The sequence below is a fragment of the Bacillus sp. F9_6S_D1_P_5 genome, assembly GCF_054823925.1.
In genome coordinates, this window is sequence record NZ_JBTREW010000014.1 from 20,218 (window position 1) to 43,792 (window position 23,575).

Sequence of the window (23,575 nt, forward strand, 5' to 3'; positions counted from 1 at the left end):
GAAAAAATGAATAACATATATTATAATTGCGAGAGATGTACTAAGCTTTCTTTTTGTTAAACAAAGAGGAAATTTCATTCGAATGTATAGACAACTACTCGTGCATATATTAAGATGGAACTAGGCGAATAAGGTAATAATAACAAGTAGGTATTTCATGGGAAAGGATCGATGAAAATGAAAACGCAAGTTGTCATCAATGCCAAAATTTATACAGGTCAAGAAGTAGTGGAAAACGGATTTATTCGTTACGCAGAAACAATTAAAGAAATTGGTTTGATGGCTCAATATGTATCACAAGAAAATGAAGCGGTTTTAGATGCAACAGGGAAAATTGTGATTCCAGGTATGATTGATGTTCATATTCATGGTGGATACGATATTGATGCGATGGATGCAAATAGCGATGGGTTAGTAACTCTAGGTAAAGAAATGTTAAAAGAAGGAGTTACAACTTACTTCCCAACAACAATGACACAAGCTCCAGAAGCAATCGAAGCGGCATTACATGCTGCGAAGGAAGCGAAAGAAAAAGGAGCACATTTCGAATACATTCACTTAGAAGGACCATATGTTTCAAAAAAACGTGCAGGTGCACAACCACTTGAACATATTGTTCCTGCGAATATTGAACAATTTAAACAATGGCAGGAAACAAGCGGGAATTTAATTAAATTAGTAACATATGCACCTGAAGAAGAAGGTGCGTTAGAGTTTGAGCAGTATCTTGCTGAAACTGGTGTTGTTGGCACAATGGGACATACAGATGCAATTGATGCACAACTAAAAAATAGAAACATTACACATGCAACGCATTTATACAATCAAATGCGTGGATTACATCACCGTGAACCAGGAGTTGTTGGTCATGTGTTATTAAATCCAGATGTAATGGTTGAAGTAATTACAGATGGTATTCACATTCACCCTGATATGGTGAAATTAGCATATAAATTAAAAGGCCCGAAAAAAGTAAGTGTTATTACTGACGCAATGCGTGCAAAAGGTCTTGAAGATGGATTATATGAGCTTGGCGGACAGCCAGTACATGTAAAAGATGGTAGTGCTCGATTAGAAGATGGAACGTTAGCTGGTAGTATTCTAAAAATGGATCAAGCTTTCCGAAATGTAATTGAATTTACAGGTTGTTCAATCGAAGATGCAGTACTAATGACATCAGTTAACCAAGCAGAAGAGTTTGGATTAAATAATAAAGGTGCGTTAGCGGTAGGAAAAGATGCAGACTTTGTTGTGATGAATGAAGATTTACATGTATATGATACAGTTCGTTTAGGAATTCATATGAAGGAAGGGAAGTAATTAAATGAATATTCTTGTTGTAAAAACTCCAGAAGAACTAGCAGAAGCAGGTTATAAATTAATTGAAGAAGTTGTAAAAACAAAAGAAAATCCAACATTAGGAATGGCTACAGGAAGCTCTCCATTAGGTATTTATGCAGAAATGCGAAAAAATAAACTTGATACAAGCCGTGTAACCACTGTAAACTTAGATGAGTACGTAAATTTACCACATGAAGATAAAAACAGCTATCATTATTTCATGCAAGAACAGTTGTTTGATCATCTTCCATTTAAACAAACTTATGTACCAAACGGGATGGCAAGTGATTTAGAGGAAGAGTGCAAACGTTATGAGGGCATTCTAGCTGCTAACCCAGTTGACCTACAGATTCTTGGAATCGGTGAAAACGGTCACATCGGATTTAACGAGCCAGGAACACCGTTTAATTCTCCAACAAACATTGTTGAATTAACAGAATCTACACGCCAAGCAAACCTTCGCTTCTTCGAGAAAGAAGAAGATGTGCCAACTCATGCAATTACAATGGGAATTGGAAGCATTATGAAAGCGAAACAAATTCTACTTGTTGCTATGGGTGCTAAAAAGGCAGAAGCTGTTAAAGAATTATTGCAAGGTGAATATAGTGAAGCGTGTCCTGCTACAGTTTTACAACGTCATCCGAATGTAACCGTAATCGCTGATCAAGAAGCTCTATCTTTATGCAGTGAGGCGATTGCTGATGAACATCGACAAGTATTCACCATTTCCGATCTATTATCAGATTCAAGAGTGGGTGAAACAGCTAATTGAGGACGGCGAATGGAAGCCGGGAGATAAAATCCCATCTGAGAATGAACTTTGCGATAAGTTCGAAGTGAGTCGTATGACAATCAGACAGGCGATTAATAATTTAGTGGAACAAGGTTATTTATATCGGAAACGTGGAATCGGTACGTTTGTCCAACTTCCGAAAGTGGAACAAAAATTGCAAGGAATGACGGGATTCACAGAAGACATGATTTCTCGTGGGATGAACCCAAGTAGTCAATTATTAAGTTTCCGCCTCGTTCCAGCTACTGCGAAAATAGCAGACCGGCTGAGAATACAGGAGGGAGAGTCGGTTTATGAAGTGAGGCGTATTCGCTTAGCTGATGATGAACCGATTGCTTTTGAGACGACATATTTGTCGCCAGCTCTTGTAAAAGATATTAACGAAGAAATATTGCAACAATCTTTATATGAACATTTAGAGAAAAAACTGGGCTTTAAACTTGTTAGCGCTACTCAATCAATTGAAGCTTCAATTGCAACGGATAATGAAGCTGAGCATCTGCATATTCCTAAAAAGGCGCCAGTACTTGTAATGCGTCAATGGTCATATTCAGAAGGTGAAGTACCGTTAGAGTACGTGAAATGTATTTATCGTGGGGATCGTTATAAATTTATTACAAACATCGCACGTAACAAATAATATATTTCAGTTTGTGAAGTACAGTAAATGTCAAATTGTTTAACATGTAAAGAAAAAATACGACTCATCCTTACAAGGAGTGAGTCGTATTTTTATTATGAGCAATTACGTGGTTAACAGCATCTTTAACTGTATTTACTACATAGTGAGCGTGTTCTTTTACTGCGTCATCAGCTTGAGACATAGCAAAACTGTGAGGAGTTAAAGAAAACATTGGAATATCATTATAAGAATCTCCTATGCAAGCAATTTCCTCTGGTTGTAATTGAAACTCTTTTAATAAAACAGAAATAGCAGAACCTTTACTAATATTAGGTGGCATTACATCTAAACATTGTTCTGCTGAAATGAAGGTACTAACTTTTCCATGGAATTTTTCATCAATTTTTTTTTGAAGAAGTTGTAAACTTTCCTTTGTTCCGCCGACAGAGATTTTATTTGGGAAAATAGTATCATCAATCTTTTCTAATAGATGCGGTTCTTCAACGGAAGTCATCGTTACTTGTTGTTCAAGTTCATGAATAAACGGTGTTTTCTCTTCAATGTAATAATTATGTTCATCACTTACATAACGAAAATAAGGCTCTTCATTTGTCATTGCTAATAGATCAGGTAGAATACTCGAATCGAATGTTGCCGATAATAGTTGCTTGTTTTCGTGCGTGTATACGAAAACACCATTTACACTAATACGATGGAAATTTGTATTTACAGCTTGCATTAAATTTGCAATTTCATTATCCAGTCGGCCAGAAGCGAAACAAAGAATCACATCTTGCTTAGCAAGACTGCGAAGTGCTGCAATATCCTGTTCGTCAATTAATCCTCCGTGTTGCATCATTGTACCATCGATATCACTTACAAACATTTTAATCATGTTGTTATCCCCTTTCTATGTACAGTTGCTCTTACATTATACGCATCATATATAAACATGTCTAAAAAATGAATTTTTATGAAATGGTAGATGTTTTACATTGACGACAAAGAAGAATATTCTGTAACATAAAAGCAGGCTATTTAAGTACGAGGGTGGTGTTATATGAGTAATTATCTAGAAATTAAAAAAGTTTTAAATAATAATGTCATCATTGCTAGCCATCCTGAACACCAGGAAGTAGTAGTGATTGGTAAAGGAATTGGCTTTGGAAAAAAAGCGAAAGACGTATTGGAGCAAGAACAAATTGAAAAAATGTTTGTTTTAAAAAATGAACGTGATCGTGAACAATACAAACTGTTAGTGCCACATGTGAGTGAAAAATTAATTGAATTAATGAATGATATTATGTTCTATATTCAAGAAAAAGCAAAATCATCATTAAATGAACATATTCATATCGCTTTAACAGATCATATTTCTTTTGCGATTAAGCGATTAAAACAAGGACTTACCATTGATAATCCTTTTTTAGTTGAAACGAAAATGCTCTATCCAGAGGAATATGAAATTGCTGAAGGTGTTGTAGAACTTTTAAATTCGCGTTTGCAAATTACATTGCCAGAAGGAGAAATTGGTTTTATTGCACTCCATATTTATAGTTCACTTACAAATTCAGATTTATCTTCAGTTAATCAAAACTCCCGTCTCATTGCACAGCTTGTATCTTTAATTGAGACAAACTTACAAATTACATTAGACCAAGAAAGTATCCACTATTTACGCCTTATCCGTCATTTACAATATGCTATTGAGCGGGTGAAAAAAGGGGAGAAAGTAGAGGAATCACAAAGTTTCGCTGATTTATTGAAGGCAGAATATCCTGTCTGTTATAATTTAGCTTGGAAGCTAGTTAAGGTCATGCAAAAAGAATTGCAACTTCCTGTTTATGAAGCAGAGAGCATATATTTAACGATGCACCTGCAGCGCTTAGTGAAGGCAGAGCATGTGTAAAAAGACATATATTTTTGTCTAAAATGAAAACGTTAAAAAAAATCATTGAATCGCTTACAATAGTTATGTATAATAACTATTGCAAAGTTATACAAATTTCGACAAACACATTAAGGTAAATAAAGAAAACGTTTGCCTTAATTATAGTGAACTTATACGTAAACCTATTTTTGACACGTGTTACTGATTCGATCAGGCATGAGTGGAGAAAAGTAAGGAATGTAAGCTAGAGAAAGGGATATACTACCCTTTGTATAGCTATCGTTCTATCTTTTTTTCCTCATGCCTTTTTGGCGTTTGTCGGAAGGTATCAATATAGATAAGAGAGGAAGGGTTTCCATGTTTAAGAAGATCTTTGGTGTTCTTCAAAAAGTCGGAAAAGCGCTTATGCTTCCAGTTGCGATTTTACCGGCAGCAGGTATTTTACTTGGATTTGGTAATGCATTTCAAAATCCACAGTTAACAAATGTTATTCCTGCTTTAAAAGCTGATTGGTTCGTAATGGTAGCAAAAATTATGGAACAATCTGGTGATATTATTTTCGCTAACCTTGCATTATTATTCGCAGTTGGGGTAGCAATTGGTTTAGCTGGTGGAGACGGAGTAGCTGGTTTAGCAGCATTCGTGGGCTACTTAATTATGAACAAAACGATGAGTGTGTTCTTAGAAGTAGATAAACTAGTGAAAGTAACAAGTTCTGGAGCAGACCCAGTAAAAATTGGATTTGCTGATCCAGCATATGCAAACGTATTAGGAATTCCAACGCTACAAACGGGAGTGTTTGGTGGTATTATCGTCGGTATAGTGGCGGCATATTGCTATAATAAATACTTCAATATTGAATTACCATCATACTTAGGTTTCTTCGCAGGTAAGCGTTTCGTACCGATCGCAACTGCAACATTCTCTTTAGTAGTAGGTATTATCATGTGCTTCATTTGGCCATACATTCAAGGTGGCTTAAATACGTTCTCGCATCAAATGATTGATGCAAATAGAACGATAGCAGCATTCATATTCGGTTTAATTGAACGTTCATTAATTCCATTTGGATTGCATCACATTTTCTATTCACCGTTCTGGTTCGAATTCGGTCAGTATACAAATGCGGCTGGCGAATTAATTCGTGGTGACCAAAAAATCTTTATGGCACAGTTAAAAGACGGTGTAGAATTAACAGCAGGTACATTTACAACTGGTAAGTATCCGTTCATGATGTTCGGTCTGCCAGCAGCAGCATTAGCAATGTACCATGAAGCACGTCCAGAAAATAAAAAATTAGCAGCTGGTATTTTAGGTTCTGCTGCATTAACATCTTTCTTAACAGGTATTACAGAACCACTTGAATTTTCATTCTTATTCGTAGCACCAGTATTATTCGGAATTCACGCAGTATTCGCTGGTCTATCATTTATGACAATGCAAATTTTAGGTGTTAAAATTGGTATGACATTCTCTGGTGGTTTAATCGACTTCCTATTATTCGGTGTACTACCAGGCCGTACAGCATGGTGGTGGGTAATTGTTGTTGGTCTTGTACTAGCAGTTATTTACTACTTCGGATTCCGCTTTGCAATCCGTAAATGGGATTTAAAAACACCTGGTCGTGAAGTAGCAAATGCGAATGACGGCGCAGGAAAAGCAGAAGCTGGTGAACTTCCACGTGAAGTATTAGTTGCACTTGGTGGTAAAGAAAACATTGCTTCTTTAGACGCTTGTATTACTCGTTTACGTGTTCAAGTTAATGAGCAAAAGAATGTAAATAAAGATCGCTTAAAAGAGCTTGGAGCAGCTGGTGTACTTGAAGTTGGAAATAACATTCAAGCTATTTTCGGACCGAAATCTGACACGTTAAAATCACAAATTCATGATATTATGTCAGGTCGTACACCTCATGTTGAAAAAGAAGAACCTGTAAAAGTAGAAGAAGCTCCTCAAGAAGTTGATGAAAACGAAACAATCGTTTCACCAATTGAAGGGAAAATCTTACCGATTACAGAAGTACCTGATCAAGTATTCTCAGGAAAAATGATGGGAGACGGATTTGCAATCGAACCAACAGAAGGAACAGTAGTTTCTCCAGTTAACGGTGAGATCGTTAACGTATTCCCAACAAAGCATGCAATTGGTATTCAATCTGAAGGCGGAAAAGAAATTTTAATTCACTTCGGTATTGATACAGTAAAATTAAATGGTGAAGGTTTTGAAGCACTTGTAGCACAAGGCGACAAAGTGAAACAAGGACAACCATTATTAAAAGTAGATCTTGCATTTGTAAAAGAAAATGCACCATCTATCATTACACCAATTGTCTTTACGAATTTACAACAAGGGCAACAAGTCGAATTGAAAAAAGATGGAAATGTTAAGAAGGGCGAAAACGCTATTATTGACATTCAGTAGGAATTTGACGCAAAATGTTTATAATTATAATAGGCGATGTGGTTGACCGAACATCGCCTATTATATACAATAGATGATGTAGTACTCACGTCTATACAACTAAAAAATACTGTAATTTAAAGGAGATAAATTATCATGGAAAAAATCTTTAAAGTAACTAGCGACTCAGGAATTCATGCTCGTCCAGCAACTCTACTTGTAAACACTGCAAGCAAATTTGGTTCTGACATTAACTTAGAGTATAACGGAAAGAACGTTAACTTAAAATCAATCATGGGCGTTATGTCTTTAGGCATTCAACAAAACGCAGAAATTAAAATCACTGCAAATGGTGATGATGCAGCTCAAGCACTAGCAGCTATCGAAGAAACTATGAAAAACGAAGGATTAGGAGAATAATGACTCTTAACATTCAAGGGATCGCTGCATCAAGTGGGATTGCTATTGCAAAGGCTTTCAGACTTGAGAATCCTGAATTTAACATCGAAAAGAAATCAATTACAAACGAAGCTGCAGAAATTGCACGCTTAGACGCTGCGCTTGAGAAAGCAAAAACTGAATTAGAAGCTATTAAGGACCACGCTTTTGCTGAGCTAGGTGCTGACAAAGCTGCGATCTTTGAAGCACATTTATTAGTGTTAAATGATCCAGAACTAGTAAACCCAGTAAAAGATAAAGTAAATAGCGAAAAAGTAAATGCTGAATTTGCAATGGATGAAGTTGCATCAATGTTTATTTCTATGTTTGAAAACATGGATAACGAATATATGAAAGAACGTGCTGCGGACATTCGTGACGTAACAAAACGTGTTCTTGCACATTTACTAGGCATTAACTTCTCAAATCCAGGTACAATTTCTGAAGAAGTAATCATCATTGCTGAAGATTTAACACCATCTGATACAGCTCAGTTAAACCGTAAGTATGCAAAAGGTTTTACAACGGATATCGGTGGACGTACATCTCACTCTGCAATTATGGCTCGCTCTATGGAAATTCCAGCTGTTGTTGGTACGAAAGTTGTTATGGAGAAAATCCAAAACGGCGATATCGTAATCATCGACGGTTTAGATGGAGAAGTAATTGTAAATCCATCAGAAGAAACTCTTCGCTCGTTTGAAGAAAAGAAAGCGAAATTTGAAGAGCAAAAAGCTGAATGGGCAAAATTAAAAGACCAAGCTACTGTAACAAGTGACGGACATCACGTTGAGCTTGTTGCAAATATCGGAACACCAAATGATGTACAAGGTATTATCGATAATGGCGGAGAAGGTGTTGGTTTATACCGTACAGAATTCTTATACATGGGCCGTGACAATCTTCCAACAGAAGAAGAGCAGTTCGAAGCGTATAAAGCAGTTCTTGAAGGTGTAAAAGAAGGTCAACCTGTTGTTGTTCGTACTCTTGACATCGGTGGAGATAAAGAGCTTCCATACTTACATTTACCAAAAGAAATGAACCCATTCTTAGGATACCGTGCAATTCGCTTATGTCTTGATGAGCAAGATGTGTTCCGTACACAACTTCGTGCATTACTTCGTGCTAGCGTATACGGTAATTTAAAAATTATGTTCCCAATGATTGCAACTCTTGATGAGTTCCGTCAAGCAAAAGCGATCTTATTAGAAGAGAAGGCGAAGCTTGTAGAAGCGGGTACAACTGTTTCTAATTCTATTGAAGTTGGTATGATGGTTGAAATCCCAGCTTCAGCAGTATTAGCAGATCAATTCGCAAAAGAAGTTGACTTCTTCTCTATCGGAACAAACGACTTAATTCAATATACAATGGCTGCAGATCGTATGAACGAACAAGTATCTTACTTATACCAACCATATAACCCATCAATTTTACGTCTTGTAAAAATGGTTATCGATGCTGCTCATAAAGAAGGCAAATGGGCTGGTATGTGTGGTGAGATGGCGGGAGATTCACTTGCTATCCCATTATTATTAGGATTAGGTTTAGATGAGTTCAGTATGAGTGCAACATCTATTCTTCCTGCAAGAACACAACTAAGCAAGTTGTCAAAAGCAGAAATGGAAACATTAGCAGAAAAAGCATTAATGATGTCAACTGCTGAAGAAGTTGTTGAACTAGTTAAAAGCATATAAGTAATAAAAAAACCTGAGTCGATTTGAAATCGGTCTCAGGTTTTTTCTATGAGAAAAGTAAATCTTGTTTTCTTACTATAGAGGATAAGACACAGAACTAGATAGCGATAGCAACGATATCAGTTGGGCATACACGTAAAATACCAGTAAAAGTATTTCGATTTTGATTGTGCTTATCATCTTTGTTGTCGTCTTTATTATCTTTGTCATTGTTATTACGAGCTAAAGCAGAGAAAAGAGCAACACCGTTACAGAAACCTTCAAAAATTACATTGTTGAAAGATCCAATACCTTTAACGCTTAATAGAGAAAGCTCTGTTCCAACTGAAATGCTAGCAAGTACGTTACATACAGCTGGTTGTTGTGGTTTTACCTCTTTCTCTTTCTCGCGATGGTCGCGATGGTCACGACGGTCACACTCTCTTTCATGATGATGACAGTCTCTAAAGTTATCACAGCATCCAAATGATCCAAACATAATCCTCATCACCCCCTTCACACTTATAATCTATGTAAGTTCGGTAGTGAGTGACTGGACAGAGAGTGGAATTTTTTCTAGGGGATTTTCTCATTTTAAATGACTAGCTGGGTGTTTACTACGGGATGATGTTTAAAATAGGATAGATATCACAAAAAAATGTAAAGAACACCGGAATGAATGAAATAGGTAGCCTTTACACTTTTTTGCTTTTATATAAAACGATGATATATACAGGAAGAGCTAGGAGTAGTGGTACAATGGATCGTGCAGTATGTTTTTCTGATTCTAATTGGAACGCTTCTTCTTTAGGAAATTGTAATACTGAAATGTTCGCAGCATCCCCAATAAAATATAGAAGCAGTACAGTTACTATGTAACATAAAAGTGCAATAAAGCTTCCGTATGAACTCAATGAAAATCCCTCTCTTGTTATCTATTTGTTATCATTGTATCATAATTGTAACAAAAATACACGGTTATATTTCGATACTTTAACAAAATTCGACACGAAACGCCATTTATGTATATGAAAATAGCATAAAATTTACTATTTTTTTATGTGTAGATGTCGAATAGTACATTGTAATATTACAGATGTGTGACAAAAGAAAAAGAAACGCAGGTAATGAAATTACCTGCGTTTCTTTTTTATTCCGTATTAATAGGCAGTAAGCCCCTCATATTGATTACAGCTTCACTTTATTATTTTGCCCATTCACTCACTTGCTCTACGCTCATTCGTGGTGCAGGGTGACCTTTTAAAGTTGATTCACCAATTGTAATAAGCATAATTGGTACGTAGCGAGATGAAACATTAAATTCTTCTGTAAGTGCTTGTGGGTTGAAACCACCAATAGCGCAAGTATCCCAGCCAGTTGCTTTAGCTGCAAGCATAAGTTGCATTGCTGCTAAAGATGCATTTGAGAAGGCTGCATCTCTTGGGAATTGCTCACGAGCATATGCAGACTCAATATTTTTAGCTAAGCGCTCTTTTGCTTCCTCTTTCATAAATCCTTGTTCTACAATTGGACCATAAACTGGTTCAACGTTTTTATAAGCTTCTAAATCACCTAAAATAGCGACTACAGCAGAAGCATCAAGAATTTGTTGCTGGTTATAAGCAATTGGATGTAATCGTTTCTGTACATCTTCACCTTGGAATACAAGGAATTTCCAGTGCTGCAAGTTCCAAGCAGAAGGTGCTTGAGCAGCTCCCTTTAAAATCTCGTGTAACTCTGTAGATGAAATCTCTTTCTCTGGGTTGAATGCACGTGTAGATGTGCGTTCATATAGAACATTAAAAAAGTTATCGTTTGTCATTATATATCCTCCAAATTACATATCAAATAATGAAAAAATACATGTAATATATTCTACTTACATTTTGTAAGTTATCGAATTTAAGAATATAATATATTTATTTTAATTGTCAAGTTTTAAAGCGGAAGCTAGGGCATTCATACAAACGATACAATTCCTATAATCATACACTAAAAAAGGAATTTATAGAGTGAAAAAGCGAAGATAACATTCTCAATTAGCTTGTTAACATGTATCCCTCACTCATTAAAGTTTTTAGAGAACAGTCTTTTATAAAATGTTTGTGAGGAATTCAGTAGAACAAGATATATGAAGTGAGTGAAGACTAGTGATGAACATACTACATTTTTTATTAGAGAATACGGTTTTCCAAAATGTATTACAAGATCTTCAGTTAAATGTCCTTTATATAGAAAATGGATGCACACATCAACAAACGATAGAAAATATCCATCCAAAATGTATGTTTATAGCAAATAGTTTTGAAGAAGGAGAATTGTTGTTTCAGAGGACTAAACCACATATTGTAATTATGTATGTAACAGATTTTTCTCAAATAAAATATATAAAGAATATGTATAATCCACAGAGTACGTTTATTGTCATTTGGGATCAACAAATAACAAGCGAGTTTACAGAGGTGCTTACGTTAGGGATACGTAATATTGTGATAGCCCCTGTTACTCCACAAATGGTGTTAGAGGAAGTGAATAAAAGTTTGTATCAGCTTTCTTTAGTGCGACAAGTAAGTTTGCAACAAGAACTACTTCAAACGATGTTTGATTTTCGAAATGATCTATTATTCATAGTAGAAGACGATGAGATTGTTGATTGTAATACAAATTTTTTAGAGTTTTTCGGATATGAAAATTTGTTCGCCTATCGTGAGCAACATTTAGTATTTGCTGAACATTTTATTAGAGAAAATGGATACTATTCAACAACTCATGATATAACATGGTTAGATGATACATTATCATATGATAGAAGAATTAAGATGTCCAACTATGAAGGGGAGGTGTCAACTTTTTTATTGCGTGCGACACCATTGCCAGAAGATTTATCAAGATTTATTGTGAAGTGTACAGAGATTACAGAATTAGATGAAATCTATCAAGAACAAGAAAGGCTCGCTATGATAGATTCATTAACAGAGATTTATAATCGTTTGAAGTTCCAACAAATACTAGAGTCAGAATGGGATAATGCGATGCGTAATAATGAAAACATAGCACTTATTTTATTTGATATAGATAATTTTAAAGCAGTAAATGACACGTATGGCCATGATTTTGGTGACTTAGCGTTAATTCAGCTTGCAGAGCTTATGAAATCTAAAGTGGAGGAGCAACATGTATTTGCTAGGTGGGGCGGAGAAGAGTTTATCATTTTAGTAACGAATACAGTAGAAAAAGAAGCATTTCAGGTTGCGGAATCATTACGATTTTTCATTGAAACAAAGCAATTCTCAGGAATCTCGAAATTAACAGCGAGTTTTGGAGTTGCATTATATGAAAAAGGGATTACAAGAGAAGAATTAATGCAACGAGCGGATATTGCATTGTATGAAGCGAAAAAAAATGGGAAAAATCAAGTGTGCGTATATAGAAAAGAAAAAAAGTGATTTTTCGCAACAAATTGTTGCGATTTTTTTTTATTGTTCGATAATAGAATGTGAGGGGGATTTTGAAGGAAGGAATTATGGAGGAGCAACATGATAAAAAAAATAATGACGATGGCTTCGCTGTCCGCTGTAGTTTGTGGTGGAGTATACTATTTTTTCTATAATCCCAATATAAAGGAAAGTACCGTATTAACAACTAAGGTGAATCCTACTATTGAATCAGAAGTACAAGAGAATATAGAAAAAAAAGAAGGACAGCAAATTGATTATGCTAGTATATCTCAAAAGTTAGATCAATATTTAATAGGAAAGCAATTTAATGGAACAGTTTTAGTAACAGATAAAGAGCGTGTTATATTGAATAAAGGATATGGGTATGCTGATGTTCAAAATAAGATAGAGAATACGCCTCAAACAAAATATCGTATCGGTTCTATTACGAAAACAGTTGTGGCTACATCTATTTTACAGATGCAGGATCAAGGGAAGCTAAATATTCAAGATAATGTAAATAAATATATTCCCTCTTTTCCAGTAGATAAAAATATTACTTTATATCATTTGTTAACACACACATCAGGTTTACCAGAAAGCGGAAAAGGGAAAGTGAATGCTGCTTCTCGTATAAACTTAGTAAATTGGATTGGAAGCCAAAAATTAGAATTTCCACCAGGCGCAGGTTGGAGATATACAGATTATAATTATATGGTGCTTGCCTATATTATAGAAAGCGTATCAAAAAAGCCTTTAGGAGATTACATAAAAGAAAATATATTTACTAAAGCAGAAATGCATGAATCTGGTATGGGCAATATGGCTCAGGGAGATCAGCATTTTACTAAAGGATATGTAAAGAAAGAGAATGTACTTGAACCTGCACAAAAATTGTTAATGGATTGGTTATACGGATGCGGTGAGATGTATACGACAGTTGGTGATATGAAGAAGTTAGACGAAGCGATTATAAATGGGAAACTTCTTTCTGAACAAAGTATACAAGCGATGTTTTCACCTTCAACAGAACGAAAATATGCATTTAGTTTTTACATATATCCGGATTATTTTCATAATCACGGTGTACTATCTGGTTGGAACACTTTTAATAATTTTAATAAAGAAAAAGGCACTTTTGTTATTTTATTTTCAAATGTGAAAAATAGTATAGATGATGATTTTAATAATGAGTTTCGAAAGATGGTAAATGATTTATTAGAACAAAGGGGATGAGAAAATGGAACGTAAAAATGTATCAATAGGTTTCATCGGTATTGGTGTAATGGGAAAAAGTATGGTGCGTCATTTAATGCAAGACGGCTATAAAGTATATGTATATAATAGAACAAAAGCGAAAACAGACTCTTTAGTGCAAGATGGTGCAAATTGGTGTGATACACCGAAAGAGTTAGTAAAGCAAGTTGATGTTGTAATGACTATGGTTGGATATCCACATGATGTAGAAGAAGTGTACTTTGGAATAGATGGAATTTTGGAGAATGCAAATGAAGGCACGATAGCGATTGATTTCACGACATCTACACCAACATTGGCAAAACGTATTAATGAAACTGGTAAAAGTAAGAATGTATATACGTTAGATGCACCTGTATCTGGAGGAGACGTTGGTGCGAAAGAAGCAAGACTCGCAATTATGGTCGGTGGAGAGAAAGAAATATATGAAAAATGTTTACCGTTATTTGAAAAACTAGGAACAAATATTCAGTTGCAAGGGCCAGCTGGAAGTGGACAACATACAAAAATGTGCAATCAAATTGCGATTGCTTCTAATATGATTGGAGTATGTGAAGCTGTTGCTTATGCGAAAAAGGCTGGATTAGATCCCGATAAAGTATTAGAGAGTATTTCAACGGGAGCAGCAGGTAGCTGGTCATTGAGTAATTTAGCTCCTCGAATGTTAAAGGGAGATTTTGAACCAGGGTTTTATGTAAAGCATTTTATGAAAGATATGAAGATTGCTTTAGATGAGGCTGAAAAATTGCAATTACCAGTACCGGGTTTAAGTTTGGCGAAGGAATTGTATGAAGAGCTAATAAAAGATGGGGAAGAGAATAGCGGAACACAAGTGTTATACAAAAAATACATAAGGGGGTAAATGAAATGGATCTTCAAAAATTTGATGAGATGATTGATGCTGTGCAACGAGCAACTTGTATACAAATTAATGAAAAGCAAAAAGAAGCTTTTAAACAAAAATATGATTTTGAACCGGAATTCGAATATGGAAAAGATGAAAAAGGGCATTACGTTATTCGAACTTCAAAAAAGATGCTGGAAGAAATGGAATTTTATTTGGCATTGAAATATGATCGAGATGGAGTTGACCTTTATATGCAAGCAGAGATCGATGGTATAAGTCACGTATCTGTTAGCTATAGTAAAGATGCACTGCATTTACAAGAATTGTTTCAATTTCTAGAAGAAAATAAATAAAAGTCCTCAAATGAGGACTTTTATTTATTTAAGTATATTTAATTTTATAATTATAAGCTAGAAGCACGGCGGCAACGTTCAATTGGGAATGGAATCACTTGCGCGGTGTGATTAGGACCAAATTGTTTTGTACGAGCATGGCGTATTATATAAAATGCACAGAGAATTGAAACAGGAATAGCACCGAACAAGCCAAAAAATAAAGCGCTTACACAAGATGCGACAAAACCTAAAACACCAACCTCTAACTCTTCCATAATAGCTCCTAAAATAACAGGAAGTGCTCCACATGTAACCCCTAGTATAAGTGCGATAAGTAAACTCATGATTCTCCCCCTCTGTTTGCGATATTCTTTTCCATCTTAGTTAATTGTAGTATATCATATACAAAACAGAATTTTCAGAAAAAATTCAAAAAAAGTTCAATAAATGTTCAAAAAGTATTAAAAAATATACTTGAAAAATTGAAGGGATAGATTGTGTTGAACGGAAGGAAATATACAGTTAGAGCCATAAAAAATTAGGCTTATTTCATTTTTGAAATAAGCCTGTTCCATAGGAGGATGTATATATGTAGAGTGAATAAAAGGTTGGAAAAGGGGATCCAAGACCTTTTATTCAACTGACTACCTTAATAGATTGGAACCCAGCCTTCAGTTGTAACAAAAATACGAATAGCTACAACTTGACGATCATCTTGCAAGGTAAAATAATGTCTTGCATTTTCAGGAACAGATATGAGATCGCCTGGCTCAAGTTCGACGTCAAAGAATTTGCCATCTTTTCCTTCAATGGCGAAGATGCCATGACCACTAACAATAAAGCGAACTTCATCATCAGTATGATGGTGTTCTTTTTGGAAATTAATTAATAATTCGTCAAGGTTAGGTGTGCTATTTGAAAGTGAAATTACATCATGTGCTTTATAACCTCGGCGCGCTGAAACATCAGCGATTTCCTTTGAAAACAAAGCTAATATTTCAGCTTTGTTTTCATCTGTTAAAGAATAATTTTCACTTAAATGAGTAGGAAGTTTAGAGATGTTCCATTTCTCATATAAAACACCTTCCTCTTGTAGAAATTTACATACTTCCACTTCATTTTCAATGCGAGTATTTACTTCATGAATACGAATTTGCGCCATTAGAAACGCCTCCTTGAATTGATAATAGTTTTATATGAAATTGGAATAAAAACTCATAAGCTTCTAATCTTTTCTTTGCATCAAAGCTATCTCGGCCCCATACGGTAATACCATGGTTACGGATTAATACTGCTCCCGAATCACCTTGTATATGCTTTCGGAAGTTTTCACCAAGCGTTGGAATATGAGCATGGTTTTCGATAATAGGAATGTTAATTGTTGCGCCTTCTTCCCAAATATCGAGGGCTTTAATAATTTCTTGATTTTGAAAGGTGACTGCATCACTATATAAATTTGTGATGACATTGTTATCAGTTGTATGAACATGAAGTACGCATCCGGCATTCGTATTGTTATAAATATGTGTATGCAATATTGTTTCTGCTGAAGGACGTAACTCAGTCTCTAATACGGGAACCCCTAGATGATCTACTAATAGAAAATCATCTGGAGTAGTTTTTGTTTTATCTTTACCACTTGCTGTAATGAGAAAAGTGAGTGGTTCATGACTAACCTTTATAGAAATATTACCACTTGTTGCAGGAAACCAATTTCGCAGTGTTAATTCTTTTTTTATCTCGCTTAAGTCATACCATTGACGAAAAAGTTGTTTCATAATTTCACCTCCAACAAATGTTTTAATGCATATTGAACATCGTGAAATGTTTCAAAAGGTGTGTAAGCGATATGATTCTCTTCACACTTTGTAATAAGGAAGTCGCGAGCAAATACTTTATCTGCTTGTTTCGCAGCTTGTAAATCAGTAATGGAATCTCCAATTACAATATGGAAGTCATTCGTATCACTTAATTTACGGATTAAAGATGATTTGCATAATCCGCAATGGTTTTGACAATGATGATCACAAGGGTGAGGCCATTTAACGGTAATGTATTCACTTGAAAAATCAGTTTCATTACAGTAAATGTGCTCTTTTGGAATGGTTCCTTGTAAGAGTGGGTAGACGAAGAAATCCATTCCACCAGATATAACATAAAAAGAAATGTTATTCTCATTTACAAATTGTATAAATTCATGAAAACCACTACGGATTTCAGCAGTCTCTATTAAAAATTGAATAATATCATCGTGTAGATTAGTAGGTATTAATTGAAATAATTGAGAAACGCCTTCTTGAATAGATAGCTCTTGTGATAATATTCTATTCTTTACTTCTTCAGCTTCTGGTGGTGCGAATTTTTCCATAATGGACATAATGTTATCATTATTTGTAATCGTGCCATCGAAATCACAAAATACTTGAATACTCATAATTTCACCTCATGAGAGGGATTTCCCCATATTTGTAGTGCACTATGCAAATTTATGTCATCTACTTCATGGAGAGGTATATTTTGCAAGGTAGCATCAATCGCAGTACGGAAAGCTATCCCGCCGCCCTGCGCCCCATTCGGATGTCCGTGTATCCCGCCGCCAGCATTAATAACAACATCTTTACCAAAATCTCGTACAATAAAGGGAACGAAACCAGGGTGAATACCAGCAGACGGAACAGAGAAACTCTTCTTGAAAAATGCGTCATCTTCAGTTAAATATTTTGAGATGGCAAGAGCTTCTTCTTTTTCGAGCGCAACACTCCCATATGGAGATGGGAATAATGAAAAGTCAGCGCCAGCGTAACGTAGTAGCTTGCCGAGTAATAATGGAGATGAAACCCCATATAACTTGGATGCTGAGTAAGCACCACTTACAGCAGGGTGTGCCATAATAGGAACTGGGATTTCATCATCTTCTACAAGTGATTGTAGTACATCTAGTCCGTAAGCAAATACGTTAAATAATAGAATATCAGCCCCAGCTTGCACTGCACGTTTCGCATTTTCTTTTAAATCAAAAGTTCGTCCTGTTAAATTTACGGCATATAACGTTTTATGTCCGTACGTTTCATATACGGATTGTAAAACTTCTTTTCCAGATGCAATGCGTTTCGTAAGTGGAGTTAATGTATTCTCAAATAATATTTCATCATCTTTTACGATATCTACACCACCAATTGCTTGATCGCGTAATTGCGTTTTTAAATACCCAATATTTCGTCCAATCATCCCTTTAAAAATACTCATTAAAAGAGGGCGCTCATACACTTGTAAAAGGTTTCGAATACCATCTATGCCGAACTTTGGACCAGGAAAATGTTTTTTTAATTCGTCTGAAAAAGTTAAGTCAATTAATTTTACTTCGCCATCAAGTGATAGCTTTCCGAATGTAGTTGTTAAAATAGCTGGTAAGTCTGGACTGAAGTTTAATAAAGGGTATTCGATTTTAATAATCCCGCGTTTTACTTTTTTACGTAAATACAAATTGGTATGTTCATGTTCAGGTAATTCCTCAACATGAATGACGTTGCCTTTATGTTGTTTTAATTGTTCTTGCAATAAATGTGGCAAATGTGTCCAAGATCCAATCGTTAAACCGAGTGCAATTTGCTCAGCCTTTTTTTCTAAGTTATGTGAATCATCATGGATTAAATACGTCGCTATAATTCCGCTCATTGTTATAACCTCCTAGTTAAATAAAAAAACCTCTCAGCTAAGGAGAGGTTTTTTTACAACCAGCTCCTTATCTGTCAGCGTAATGCTGCGAGAATTAGCACCGTGTCTACAATTGTAGATCGGTTGCCGGGTTTCGTCGGGCTCGTCCCTCCACCTGCTCTTGATAAGAAGTATTTAGAAATGTTTAAATTTTTAAGATAATTGAATTTTGTCAGATATTTTTCGTGTTGTCAATTACTTTTTGAAAAAATTTAATTTATCGATTCGATTAATGGCTTCTCGTAATCTATCTTCTGTATGCAAGAGACCAACGCGGACATACCCTTCACCATGCTCACCAAATCCAACACCAGGAGCAACTGCAACGTGTGCTTTTTCTAGTAAAATATTAGAAAATTGCTCAGAGGTATATCCTTTCGGAACAGGAAGCCATGCAAAGAATGACCCTGTTGGAATGTCTACATTCCAACCAATTGAGTGACAAGCTGAAATAAGAGCGTTTCGTCGAGATTCGTAACTATTTACAAGGTCTATTACGCAAGACTGTGAATTTAATAGTGCTTCGCGGGCAGCATCTTGAATTGCACCAAAAATACTAACATACATATGATCTTGTAATAAGTTAATGGTTTCAATGACACTTTCATTTCCTACTGCAAAAGCGATACGCCACCCAGCCATATTGAAAGTTTTCGATAGAGTATAAATTTCAATTCCTGTATCCTTGGCACCGTCTGCTTGTAAGAAACTCACGGGCTTTTGACCATCAAATCCAATAGCGCCGTAAGCAAAATCATGAACAACTAATATATTATGTTCATTAGCAAAATCAATGGTTTCTTCAAAGAATTCTTTTGATGCAGTAGCACCAGTAGGATTATTTGGATAGTTTAAAAACATTAATTTTGCTTGTTTCGCAATAGAGTCATCAATTTTCGTATAATCTGGTAAAAAATTATTTTCTGCAAGTAGTGGCATTGTTTCAAATTGTGCTTTTGCTAAAGCAACACCTGATAAATAATCTGGATAGCCTGGATCGGGAACGAGAATCGTATCACCAGGGTTTGTAAAGCAAACTGGTAATTCTACTAATCCAGCCTTTCCGCCAAACAAAATAGCAACTTCTGTTTTTGGATTTACTACTACATCATATTCACGTTGATAGAATGTTGCCACGGCTTCTTTTAAACTTTCATGTCCGCGAAATGGCGGATATTTATGATGAATGGTCTTTTCTGCAGCATCTTGTAAAGCTTTTACGATATGCTGCGGTGTTGGTTGATCTGGATTACCTTGACCTAGATTAATAACATCGTGACCAGCTGCTACGACTTTGTTAACTTTTGCAACAAGTGAAGCGAAAAATTGTGTCGGCAATGATGTTACTATCTCAGAAGGTTGAAATAATTTCATACTTTCCACCTCTTTTGAAAGTTGTTACAATTCTAGTGACAAATGATATAATCTTTCCAGTATTTTGTAAAGAAAAAATTATGAATGGGGCTGACAAAATGAAAGTCGCATGTATTCAAATGGATATTGTCTTTGGAGATGTAGAAAAAAATATTGAGAATGCTAAAAATAAAATAAGCGAAGCGATGAAAGAAAGACCAGATGTTATTGTCTTACCAGAGCTATGGACAACAGGATATGATTTAACGAGACTCTCTGAAATTGCAGATAGGGATGGATTGGAAACGAAAGAAAAGTTGAAAGAATGGTCGAAACAATATGGTGTACATATTGTCGGTGGTTCCATAGCGAAGCAAACAAAACAAGGTGTTACAAATACAATGTATGTTGTAAACAAGGAAGGAGAACTAGTCAATGAATATAGTAAAGTACATTTATTTCAGCTTATGGATGAACATAAATATTTAATAGCTGGAAATAGTACAGGTGAATTTAAGCTAGATGATGTAGAGTGTGCCGGCACAATTTGTTATGACATTCGTTTTCCAGAATGGATGCGCGTTCATACTGCTAAAGGTGCAAAGGTTTTATTTGTTGTAGCAGAATGGCCATTAGTTCGTTTAGCACATTGGCGTTTACTATTGCAAGCAAGAGCAGTTGAAAATCAATGTTATGTTGTCGCATGTAATAGGGCAGGAAAGGATCCGAATAATGAGTTTGCTGGTCACTCTTTAATTGTCGATCCTTGGGGAGAAGTTGTTGTAGAAGCGAATGAAGAAGAATCCATTTTATTTGGAGAGCTTCATTTGGAGAAAATTAATGAAGTACGCAAAGGAATTCCCGTTTTTGCAGATCGTCGTCCAGAATTATATAAATAAAATGTTGACAAGTGATTTTTATTCTTGGTATAGTCTTCAACATAAAGTTAAAAATTCAAAAAATTATACAACTCTTATCAAGAGCAGGTGGAGGGATTTGGCCCGATGAAGCCCAGCAACCGACCGTAATACCATTGTAAAATGGGGCGTTTATTTACGCCAAAAGGCACGGTGCTAATTCCAGCAGAAAGTTTACTTTCTGGCAGATAAGAGGGGAGAAGATAAACTTCAAACCTCTTTCTTAGTGGAAAGAGGTTTTTCTGTGTTAGAAAAACCTCTGAATTAAAAAAAGGGGGAGAAGACGATGGGATATTATTCATTGACTGAAACGACAGCTATACAATATGCGAAAGAAAACGGTTATTTTGAAAAGAAAGCAAATGTAGTTTGTCATGAAATTGGAGATGGAAATTTAAATTACGTGTTCAAATTAGGTGATGGAGAGAAGTCTATTATAATAAAACAAGCATTGCCATATGCGAAAGTAGTTGGTGAGAGCTGGCCGTTATCTATAAAAAGGGCGACGATTGAAAGTAAAGCATTACAAATTTTTGCGAAGTATGTGCCGGAATACGTGCCGGTAGTGTACAGTCATGATGAAGAGTTAGCAGTAACAGTAATAGAAGACTTATCAAGGCTAACAATTGCTAGAAAAGGATTAATAGATGGAGAAGAGTATCCACTTTTATCCCAACATATTGGTCGTTTTCTAGCACATGTTTTATTTTATACTTCAGATTTTGGATTAGAGTCAGAAGAGAAAAGAGTACTAGAAGGTACATTTGTAAACCCAGACCTTTGCAAAATTACAGAGGATTTAGTGTTTACAGATCCGTTCGGTCATTACGATACGAATGATTATGAGCCAGAGTTACAACTAGCGGTTGATGAATTGTGGAGTGATAAAACTTTAAAGTTAAAAGTCGCACAGTATAAATATAAATTTTTAACGAGAAAAGAAGCGCTTATTCATGGTGATTTACATACTGGTAGTATTTTTTCATCGCCTTCTGAAACGAAAGTGATTGATCCGGAATTTGCAACATATGGCCCATTTGGATTTGATCTTGGTCAATTTATTGCAAATTTATTATTAAATGCGTTATCACGTGAAGAGGAAAAAAGAAATGTGCTATTTTTCCATATTGAGAAAACATGGAGTTATTTTGTAGAAGCTTTTACGAAGTTATGGATTGGAGAAGGTGTAGAAGCATATACGAAAGAGAAACAATGGTTGCCGATTATTTTGCAAAATATTTTTACGGATGCCGTTGGATTCGCTGGATGTGAGCTTATCCGCAGAACAATTGGATTAGCGCATGTAGCGGATTTAGATGAAATAGCGAATAAAGAAACGAGAATTGAAGCGAAGAAACAAGCGCTATCTTTAGGTAAAGAACTAATAAAATATGAATCTAAGAACGCTGATATTCAACTGTTCCGAACATTATTTCAACAGACAGTTTCTGGAGGGGTAAAAGCATGAGTACAATTGTTACTATTCCGAGGTCTGTCAGTTGGAAAGGTGATGCCATTGCAGTATTAAATCAAACAAAGTTACCGCATAGTACAGAATACAAAACATTAACGACGATTGAAGAGGTATGGAAAAGTATTGTTATGCTAGAAGTACGAGGAGCACCTGCAATTGGAATTGTAGCTGCATTTGGCTTGGCGCTTGCATCAAAAAAATATACTGCTTTACATATTGAAGAATTTCAAAAGAAGTTTAATAGAGATTGTAATTATTTAGGAACGTCACGCCCGACAGCAGTCAATTTATTTTGGGCAATCGATCGCATGAGAGAATCGATTCGAGAAATTACTACAATAAAAGAAGCACAAAAAATATTAGAAGAAGAAGCGCTTCGCATTCAACAAGAAGATGAAGCGGTATGCCGGAGTATTGGAGAACATGCATTATCATGTTTTAAAGACGGTGATAACATTTTAACAATTTGTAACGCTGGCAGTATCGCAACTGCTAGATATGGTACTGCATTAGCGCCGTTTTATATTGGGAAAGAAAAAGGTGTACGGTTACATGCGTATGCGTGTGAAACGAGACCGGTTTTACAAGGCGGGCGTTTAACGACTTGGGAATTGAAACAGGCCAATATTGATGTAACTCTTATTACAGATAATACAGCAGCGCATGCTATTCAAACGAAGGAAATAAACGCGATTATTGTAGGAGCGGACCGAATTGTCGCAAATGGAGATACGGCAAATAAAATCGGAACAATGAATTTAGCAATATTAGCAAAGTATTTCGATATCCCGTTCTACGTTGCAGCTCCGCTATCGACATTTGATATTCCGAAACAAACAGGCGCTGAAATAGTTATTGAAGAAAGAGACGAAACAGAAGTTACGAAAATTTTTGGGAAACAAGTGGCACCAATTGGAACTACTGTTTATAATCCTGCATTTGACGTAACACCAAACGAATTAATTACAGGTATTATTACTGAGAAAGGTATTATACGAGGAAATTATAAACAGGAAATTGCATCATTATTTGAAAGACAAGCTAATACATAATGGCTTGTCTTTTTTTATGCCTAAATGTTTT

24 protein-coding genes and 2 riboswitches are annotated in these 23,575 nt (G+C 35.5%); of the genes, 14 read left to right on the forward strand and 10 right to left on the reverse strand.

Going from position 1 to position 23,575, the window contains the following annotated elements:
• Positions 1–177 precede the first annotated feature (177 nt).
• From nagA to phnF, 3 genes are read left to right on the forward strand one after another with little or no spacing between them, the layout of a single operon-like run.
• Positions 178–1,320 carry an N-acetylglucosamine-6-phosphate deacetylase gene (gene nagA, locus ACUXEY_RS17835; RefSeq protein WP_429600095.1) on the forward strand — a complete coding sequence of 381 codons (1,143 nt, stop codon included), beginning with the start codon at positions 178–180 and terminating at the stop codon, positions 1,318–1,320.
• Positions 1,321–1,324: 4 nt separating this feature from the next.
• Positions 1,325–2,113, forward strand: coding sequence for a glucosamine-6-phosphate deaminase (nagB, locus tag ACUXEY_RS17840; RefSeq protein ID WP_048530857.1), 789 nt, complete (start codon positions 1,325–1,327; stop codon positions 2,111–2,113).
• A complete protein-coding gene (phnF, locus tag ACUXEY_RS17845; RefSeq protein WP_002194085.1) occupies positions 2,043–2,774 on the forward strand; it encodes a phosphonate metabolism transcriptional regulator PhnF in 732 nt (243 codons plus the stop codon). The genes nagB and phnF overlap by 71 nt, the downstream gene beginning before the upstream one ends.
• A gap of 70 nt (positions 2,775–2,844) precedes the next feature.
• On the opposite strand, the gene ACUXEY_RS17850 is transcribed toward phnF, so the two are convergent.
• Positions 2,845–3,651, reverse strand: a complete 807-nt coding sequence (locus ACUXEY_RS17850) for an HAD family hydrolase (protein ID WP_166701920.1) — start codon at positions 3,649–3,651, stop codon at positions 2,845–2,847.
• A gap of 165 nt (positions 3,652–3,816) precedes the next feature.
• Between ACUXEY_RS17850 and glcT the strand changes: the two genes are divergently transcribed.
• The 4 genes from glcT (at position 3,817) to ptsP (ending at position 9,179) form a co-directional block, all read left to right on the forward strand.
• Positions 3,817–4,665, forward strand: coding sequence for a glucose PTS transporter transcription antiterminator GlcT (gene glcT, locus ACUXEY_RS17855; protein WP_166701921.1), 849 nt, complete (start codon positions 3,817–3,819; stop codon positions 4,663–4,665).
• Between the two features lie 339 nt (positions 4,666–5,004).
• A complete protein-coding gene (gene ptsG / locus ACUXEY_RS17860; protein ID WP_166701922.1) occupies positions 5,005–7,068 on the forward strand; it encodes a PTS glucose transporter subunit IIABC in 2,064 nt (687 codons plus the stop codon).
• A gap of 135 nt (positions 7,069–7,203) precedes the next feature.
• The gene (ptsH, locus tag ACUXEY_RS17865; RefSeq protein WP_000411080.1) at positions 7,204–7,467 is read left to right on the forward strand and encodes a phosphocarrier protein HPr; all 264 of its coding nucleotides are present in this window, start codon (positions 7,204–7,206) and stop codon (positions 7,465–7,467) included.
• Positions 7,467–9,179: a phosphoenolpyruvate--protein phosphotransferase gene (gene ptsP, locus ACUXEY_RS17870; RefSeq protein ID WP_445423646.1), complete on the forward strand. Its 1,713-nt coding sequence runs from the start codon at positions 7,467–7,469 to the stop codon at positions 9,177–9,179. Before ptsH ends, ptsP begins: the two co-directional genes overlap by 1 nt.
• 97 nt (positions 9,180–9,276) lie before the next feature.
• On the opposite strand, the gene ACUXEY_RS17875 is transcribed toward ptsP, so the two are convergent.
• The 3 genes from ACUXEY_RS17875 to ACUXEY_RS17885 form a co-directional block, all read right to left on the reverse strand.
• Positions 9,277–9,657, reverse strand: coding sequence for a DUF3915 domain-containing protein (locus ACUXEY_RS17875; RefSeq protein WP_429599767.1), 381 nt, complete (start codon positions 9,655–9,657; stop codon positions 9,277–9,279).
• Between the two features lie 196 nt (positions 9,658–9,853).
• Positions 9,854–10,072 carry a hypothetical protein gene (locus ACUXEY_RS17880; RefSeq protein WP_000100487.1) on the reverse strand — a complete coding sequence of 73 codons (219 nt, stop codon included), beginning with the start codon at positions 10,070–10,072 and terminating at the stop codon, positions 9,854–9,856.
• A gap of 290 nt (positions 10,073–10,362) precedes the next feature.
• Complete coding sequence (locus tag ACUXEY_RS17885) at positions 10,363–10,980, reverse strand: nitroreductase family protein (protein ID WP_000180385.1); 618 nt, start codon at positions 10,978–10,980, stop codon at positions 10,363–10,365.
• A 331-nt stretch (positions 10,981–11,311) separates the two neighbouring features.
• Between ACUXEY_RS17885 and ACUXEY_RS17890 the strand changes: the two genes are divergently transcribed.
• From ACUXEY_RS17890 to ACUXEY_RS17905, 4 genes are all read left to right on the forward strand, one after another.
• On the forward strand, positions 11,312–12,604 hold the full coding sequence (locus ACUXEY_RS17890) for a GGDEF domain-containing protein (protein ID WP_429600093.1): 1,293 nt from the start codon (positions 11,312–11,314) through the stop codon (positions 12,602–12,604).
• A gap of 90 nt (positions 12,605–12,694) precedes the next feature.
• Positions 12,695–13,831 (forward strand): serine hydrolase domain-containing protein, encoded by a 1,137-nt coding sequence (locus ACUXEY_RS17895; protein WP_461301255.1) that lies wholly within the window; start codon positions 12,695–12,697, stop codon positions 13,829–13,831.
• Between the two features lie 4 nt (positions 13,832–13,835).
• The gene (locus ACUXEY_RS17900; protein ID WP_048530841.1) at positions 13,836–14,714 is read left to right on the forward strand and encodes an NAD(P)-dependent oxidoreductase; all 879 of its coding nucleotides are present in this window, start codon (positions 13,836–13,838) and stop codon (positions 14,712–14,714) included.
• A gap of 5 nt (positions 14,715–14,719) precedes the next feature.
• Positions 14,720–15,052: a DUF3909 family protein gene (locus ACUXEY_RS17905; protein ID WP_166701926.1), complete on the forward strand. Its 333-nt coding sequence runs from the start codon at positions 14,720–14,722 to the stop codon at positions 15,050–15,052.
• 50 nt (positions 15,053–15,102) lie between these two features.
• Here ACUXEY_RS17905 and ACUXEY_RS17910 read toward each other — a convergent pair whose 3' ends face one another.
• The 6 genes from ACUXEY_RS17910 to ACUXEY_RS17935 form a co-directional block, all read right to left on the reverse strand.
• Positions 15,103–15,378 carry a hypothetical protein gene (locus tag ACUXEY_RS17910; protein WP_048530837.1) on the reverse strand — a complete coding sequence of 92 codons (276 nt, stop codon included), beginning with the start codon at positions 15,376–15,378 and terminating at the stop codon, positions 15,103–15,105.
• Between the two features lie 305 nt (positions 15,379–15,683).
• Entirely contained in the window at positions 15,684–16,196 is a 513-nt protein-coding gene (locus ACUXEY_RS17915; RefSeq protein ID WP_000057308.1) for a 1,2-dihydroxy-3-keto-5-methylthiopentene dioxygenase, read from the reverse strand.
• Positions 16,174–16,812: a methylthioribulose 1-phosphate dehydratase gene (locus tag ACUXEY_RS17920; protein WP_000811317.1), complete on the reverse strand. Its 639-nt coding sequence runs from the start codon at positions 16,810–16,812 to the stop codon at positions 16,174–16,176. The genes ACUXEY_RS17915 and ACUXEY_RS17920 overlap by 23 nt, the downstream gene beginning before the upstream one ends.
• On the reverse strand, positions 16,809–17,468 hold the full coding sequence (gene mtnX, locus ACUXEY_RS17925; RefSeq protein WP_000027472.1) for a 2-hydroxy-3-keto-5-methylthiopentenyl-1-phosphate phosphatase: 660 nt from the start codon (positions 17,466–17,468) through the stop codon (positions 16,809–16,811). Before mtnX ends, ACUXEY_RS17920 begins: the two co-directional genes overlap by 4 nt.
• Entirely contained in the window at positions 17,465–18,709 is a 1,245-nt protein-coding gene (gene mtnW / locus ACUXEY_RS17930) for a 2,3-diketo-5-methylthiopentyl-1-phosphate enolase (RefSeq protein WP_461301256.1), read from the reverse strand. Before mtnW ends, mtnX begins: the two co-directional genes overlap by 4 nt.
• A 64-nt stretch (positions 18,710–18,773) precedes the next feature.
• A riboswitch (SAM riboswitch) is annotated at positions 18,774–18,879 on the reverse strand.
• A 64-nt stretch (positions 18,880–18,943) separates the two neighbouring features.
• Entirely contained in the window at positions 18,944–20,122 is a 1,179-nt protein-coding gene (locus ACUXEY_RS17935) for an aminotransferase class I/II-fold pyridoxal phosphate-dependent enzyme (protein WP_461301257.1), read from the reverse strand.
• A 14-nt stretch (positions 20,123–20,136) separates the two neighbouring features.
• Between ACUXEY_RS17935 and ACUXEY_RS17940 the strand changes: the two genes are divergently transcribed.
• From ACUXEY_RS17940 to mtnA, 3 genes are all read left to right on the forward strand, one after another.
• Positions 20,137–21,000 (forward strand): carbon-nitrogen family hydrolase, encoded by an 864-nt coding sequence (locus tag ACUXEY_RS17940; protein WP_461301279.1) that lies wholly within the window; start codon positions 20,137–20,139, stop codon positions 20,998–21,000.
• 71 nt (positions 21,001–21,071) lie between these two features.
• Positions 21,072–21,213: riboswitch (SAM riboswitch) on the forward strand.
• Between the two features lie 91 nt (positions 21,214–21,304).
• Complete coding sequence (gene mtnK, locus ACUXEY_RS17945) at positions 21,305–22,486, forward strand: S-methyl-5-thioribose kinase (protein WP_461301258.1); 1,182 nt, start codon at positions 21,305–21,307, stop codon at positions 22,484–22,486.
• Positions 22,483–23,544, forward strand: a complete 1,062-nt coding sequence (mtnA, locus tag ACUXEY_RS17950) for an S-methyl-5-thioribose-1-phosphate isomerase (protein ID WP_461301259.1) — start codon at positions 22,483–22,485, stop codon at positions 23,542–23,544. Before mtnK ends, mtnA begins: the two co-directional genes overlap by 4 nt.
• The last annotated feature ends 31 nt before the right edge of the window (positions 23,545–23,575 follow it).

Bases quoted from the DNA above. Each gene is read 5' to 3' on its own strand.
- ACUXEY_RS17890 (WP_429600093.1), top strand. From the start codon at position 11,312: ATGAACATACTACATTTTTTATTAGAGAATACGGTTTTCCAAAATGTA.
- nagB (WP_048530857.1), top strand. From the start codon at position 1,325: ATGAATATTCTTGTTGTAAAAACTCCAGAAGAACTAGCAGAAGCAGGT.
- ACUXEY_RS17900 (WP_048530841.1), top strand. From the start codon at position 13,836: ATGGAACGTAAAAATGTATCAATAGGTTTCATCGGTATTGGTGTAATG.
- ptsG (WP_166701922.1), top strand. From the start codon at position 5,005: ATGTTTAAGAAGATCTTTGGTGTTCTTCAAAAAGTCGGAAAAGCGCTT.
- ACUXEY_RS17915 (WP_000057308.1), bottom strand. From the start codon at position 16,196: ATGGCGCAAATTCGTATTCATGAAGTAAATACTCGCATTGAAAATGAA.
- ACUXEY_RS17905 (WP_166701926.1), top strand. From the start codon at position 14,720: ATGGATCTTCAAAAATTTGATGAGATGATTGATGCTGTGCAACGAGCA.
- ACUXEY_RS17875 (WP_429599767.1), bottom strand. From the start codon at position 9,657: ATGTTTGGATCATTTGGATGCTGTGATAACTTTAGAGACTGTCATCAT.
- mtnX (WP_000027472.1), bottom strand. From the start codon at position 17,468: ATGAGTATTCAAGTATTTTGTGATTTCGATGGCACGATTACAAATAAT.
- ACUXEY_RS17910 (WP_048530837.1), bottom strand. From the start codon at position 15,378: ATGAGTTTACTTATCGCACTTATACTAGGGGTTACATGTGGAGCACTT.
- glcT (WP_166701921.1), top strand. From the start codon at position 3,817: ATGAGTAATTATCTAGAAATTAAAAAAGTTTTAAATAATAATGTCATC.
- ACUXEY_RS17920 (WP_000811317.1), bottom strand. From the start codon at position 16,812: ATGAAACAACTTTTTCGTCAATGGTATGACTTAAGCGAGATAAAAAAA.
- mtnK (WP_461301258.1), top strand. From the start codon at position 21,305: ATGGGATATTATTCATTGACTGAAACGACAGCTATACAATATGCGAAA.
- mtnW (WP_461301256.1), bottom strand. From the start codon at position 18,709: ATGAGCGGAATTATAGCGACGTATTTAATCCATGATGATTCACATAAC.
- nagA (WP_429600095.1), top strand. From the start codon at position 178: ATGAAAACGCAAGTTGTCATCAATGCCAAAATTTATACAGGTCAAGAA.
- phnF (WP_002194085.1), top strand. From the start codon at position 2,043: ATGAACATCGACAAGTATTCACCATTTCCGATCTATTATCAGATTCAA.
- ptsH (WP_000411080.1), top strand. From the start codon at position 7,204: ATGGAAAAAATCTTTAAAGTAACTAGCGACTCAGGAATTCATGCTCGT.
- ACUXEY_RS17935 (WP_461301257.1), bottom strand. From the start codon at position 20,122: ATGAAATTATTTCAACCTTCTGAGATAGTAACATCATTGCCGACACAA.
- mtnA (WP_461301259.1), top strand. From the start codon at position 22,483: ATGAGTACAATTGTTACTATTCCGAGGTCTGTCAGTTGGAAAGGTGAT.
- ACUXEY_RS17885 (WP_000180385.1), bottom strand. From the start codon at position 10,980: ATGACAAACGATAACTTTTTTAATGTTCTATATGAACGCACATCTACA.
- ACUXEY_RS17895 (WP_461301255.1), top strand. From the start codon at position 12,695: ATGATAAAAAAAATAATGACGATGGCTTCGCTGTCCGCTGTAGTTTGT.
- ACUXEY_RS17850 (WP_166701920.1), bottom strand. From the start codon at position 3,651: ATGATTAAAATGTTTGTAAGTGATATCGATGGTACAATGATGCAACAC.
- ptsP (WP_445423646.1), top strand. From the start codon at position 7,467: ATGACTCTTAACATTCAAGGGATCGCTGCATCAAGTGGGATTGCTATT.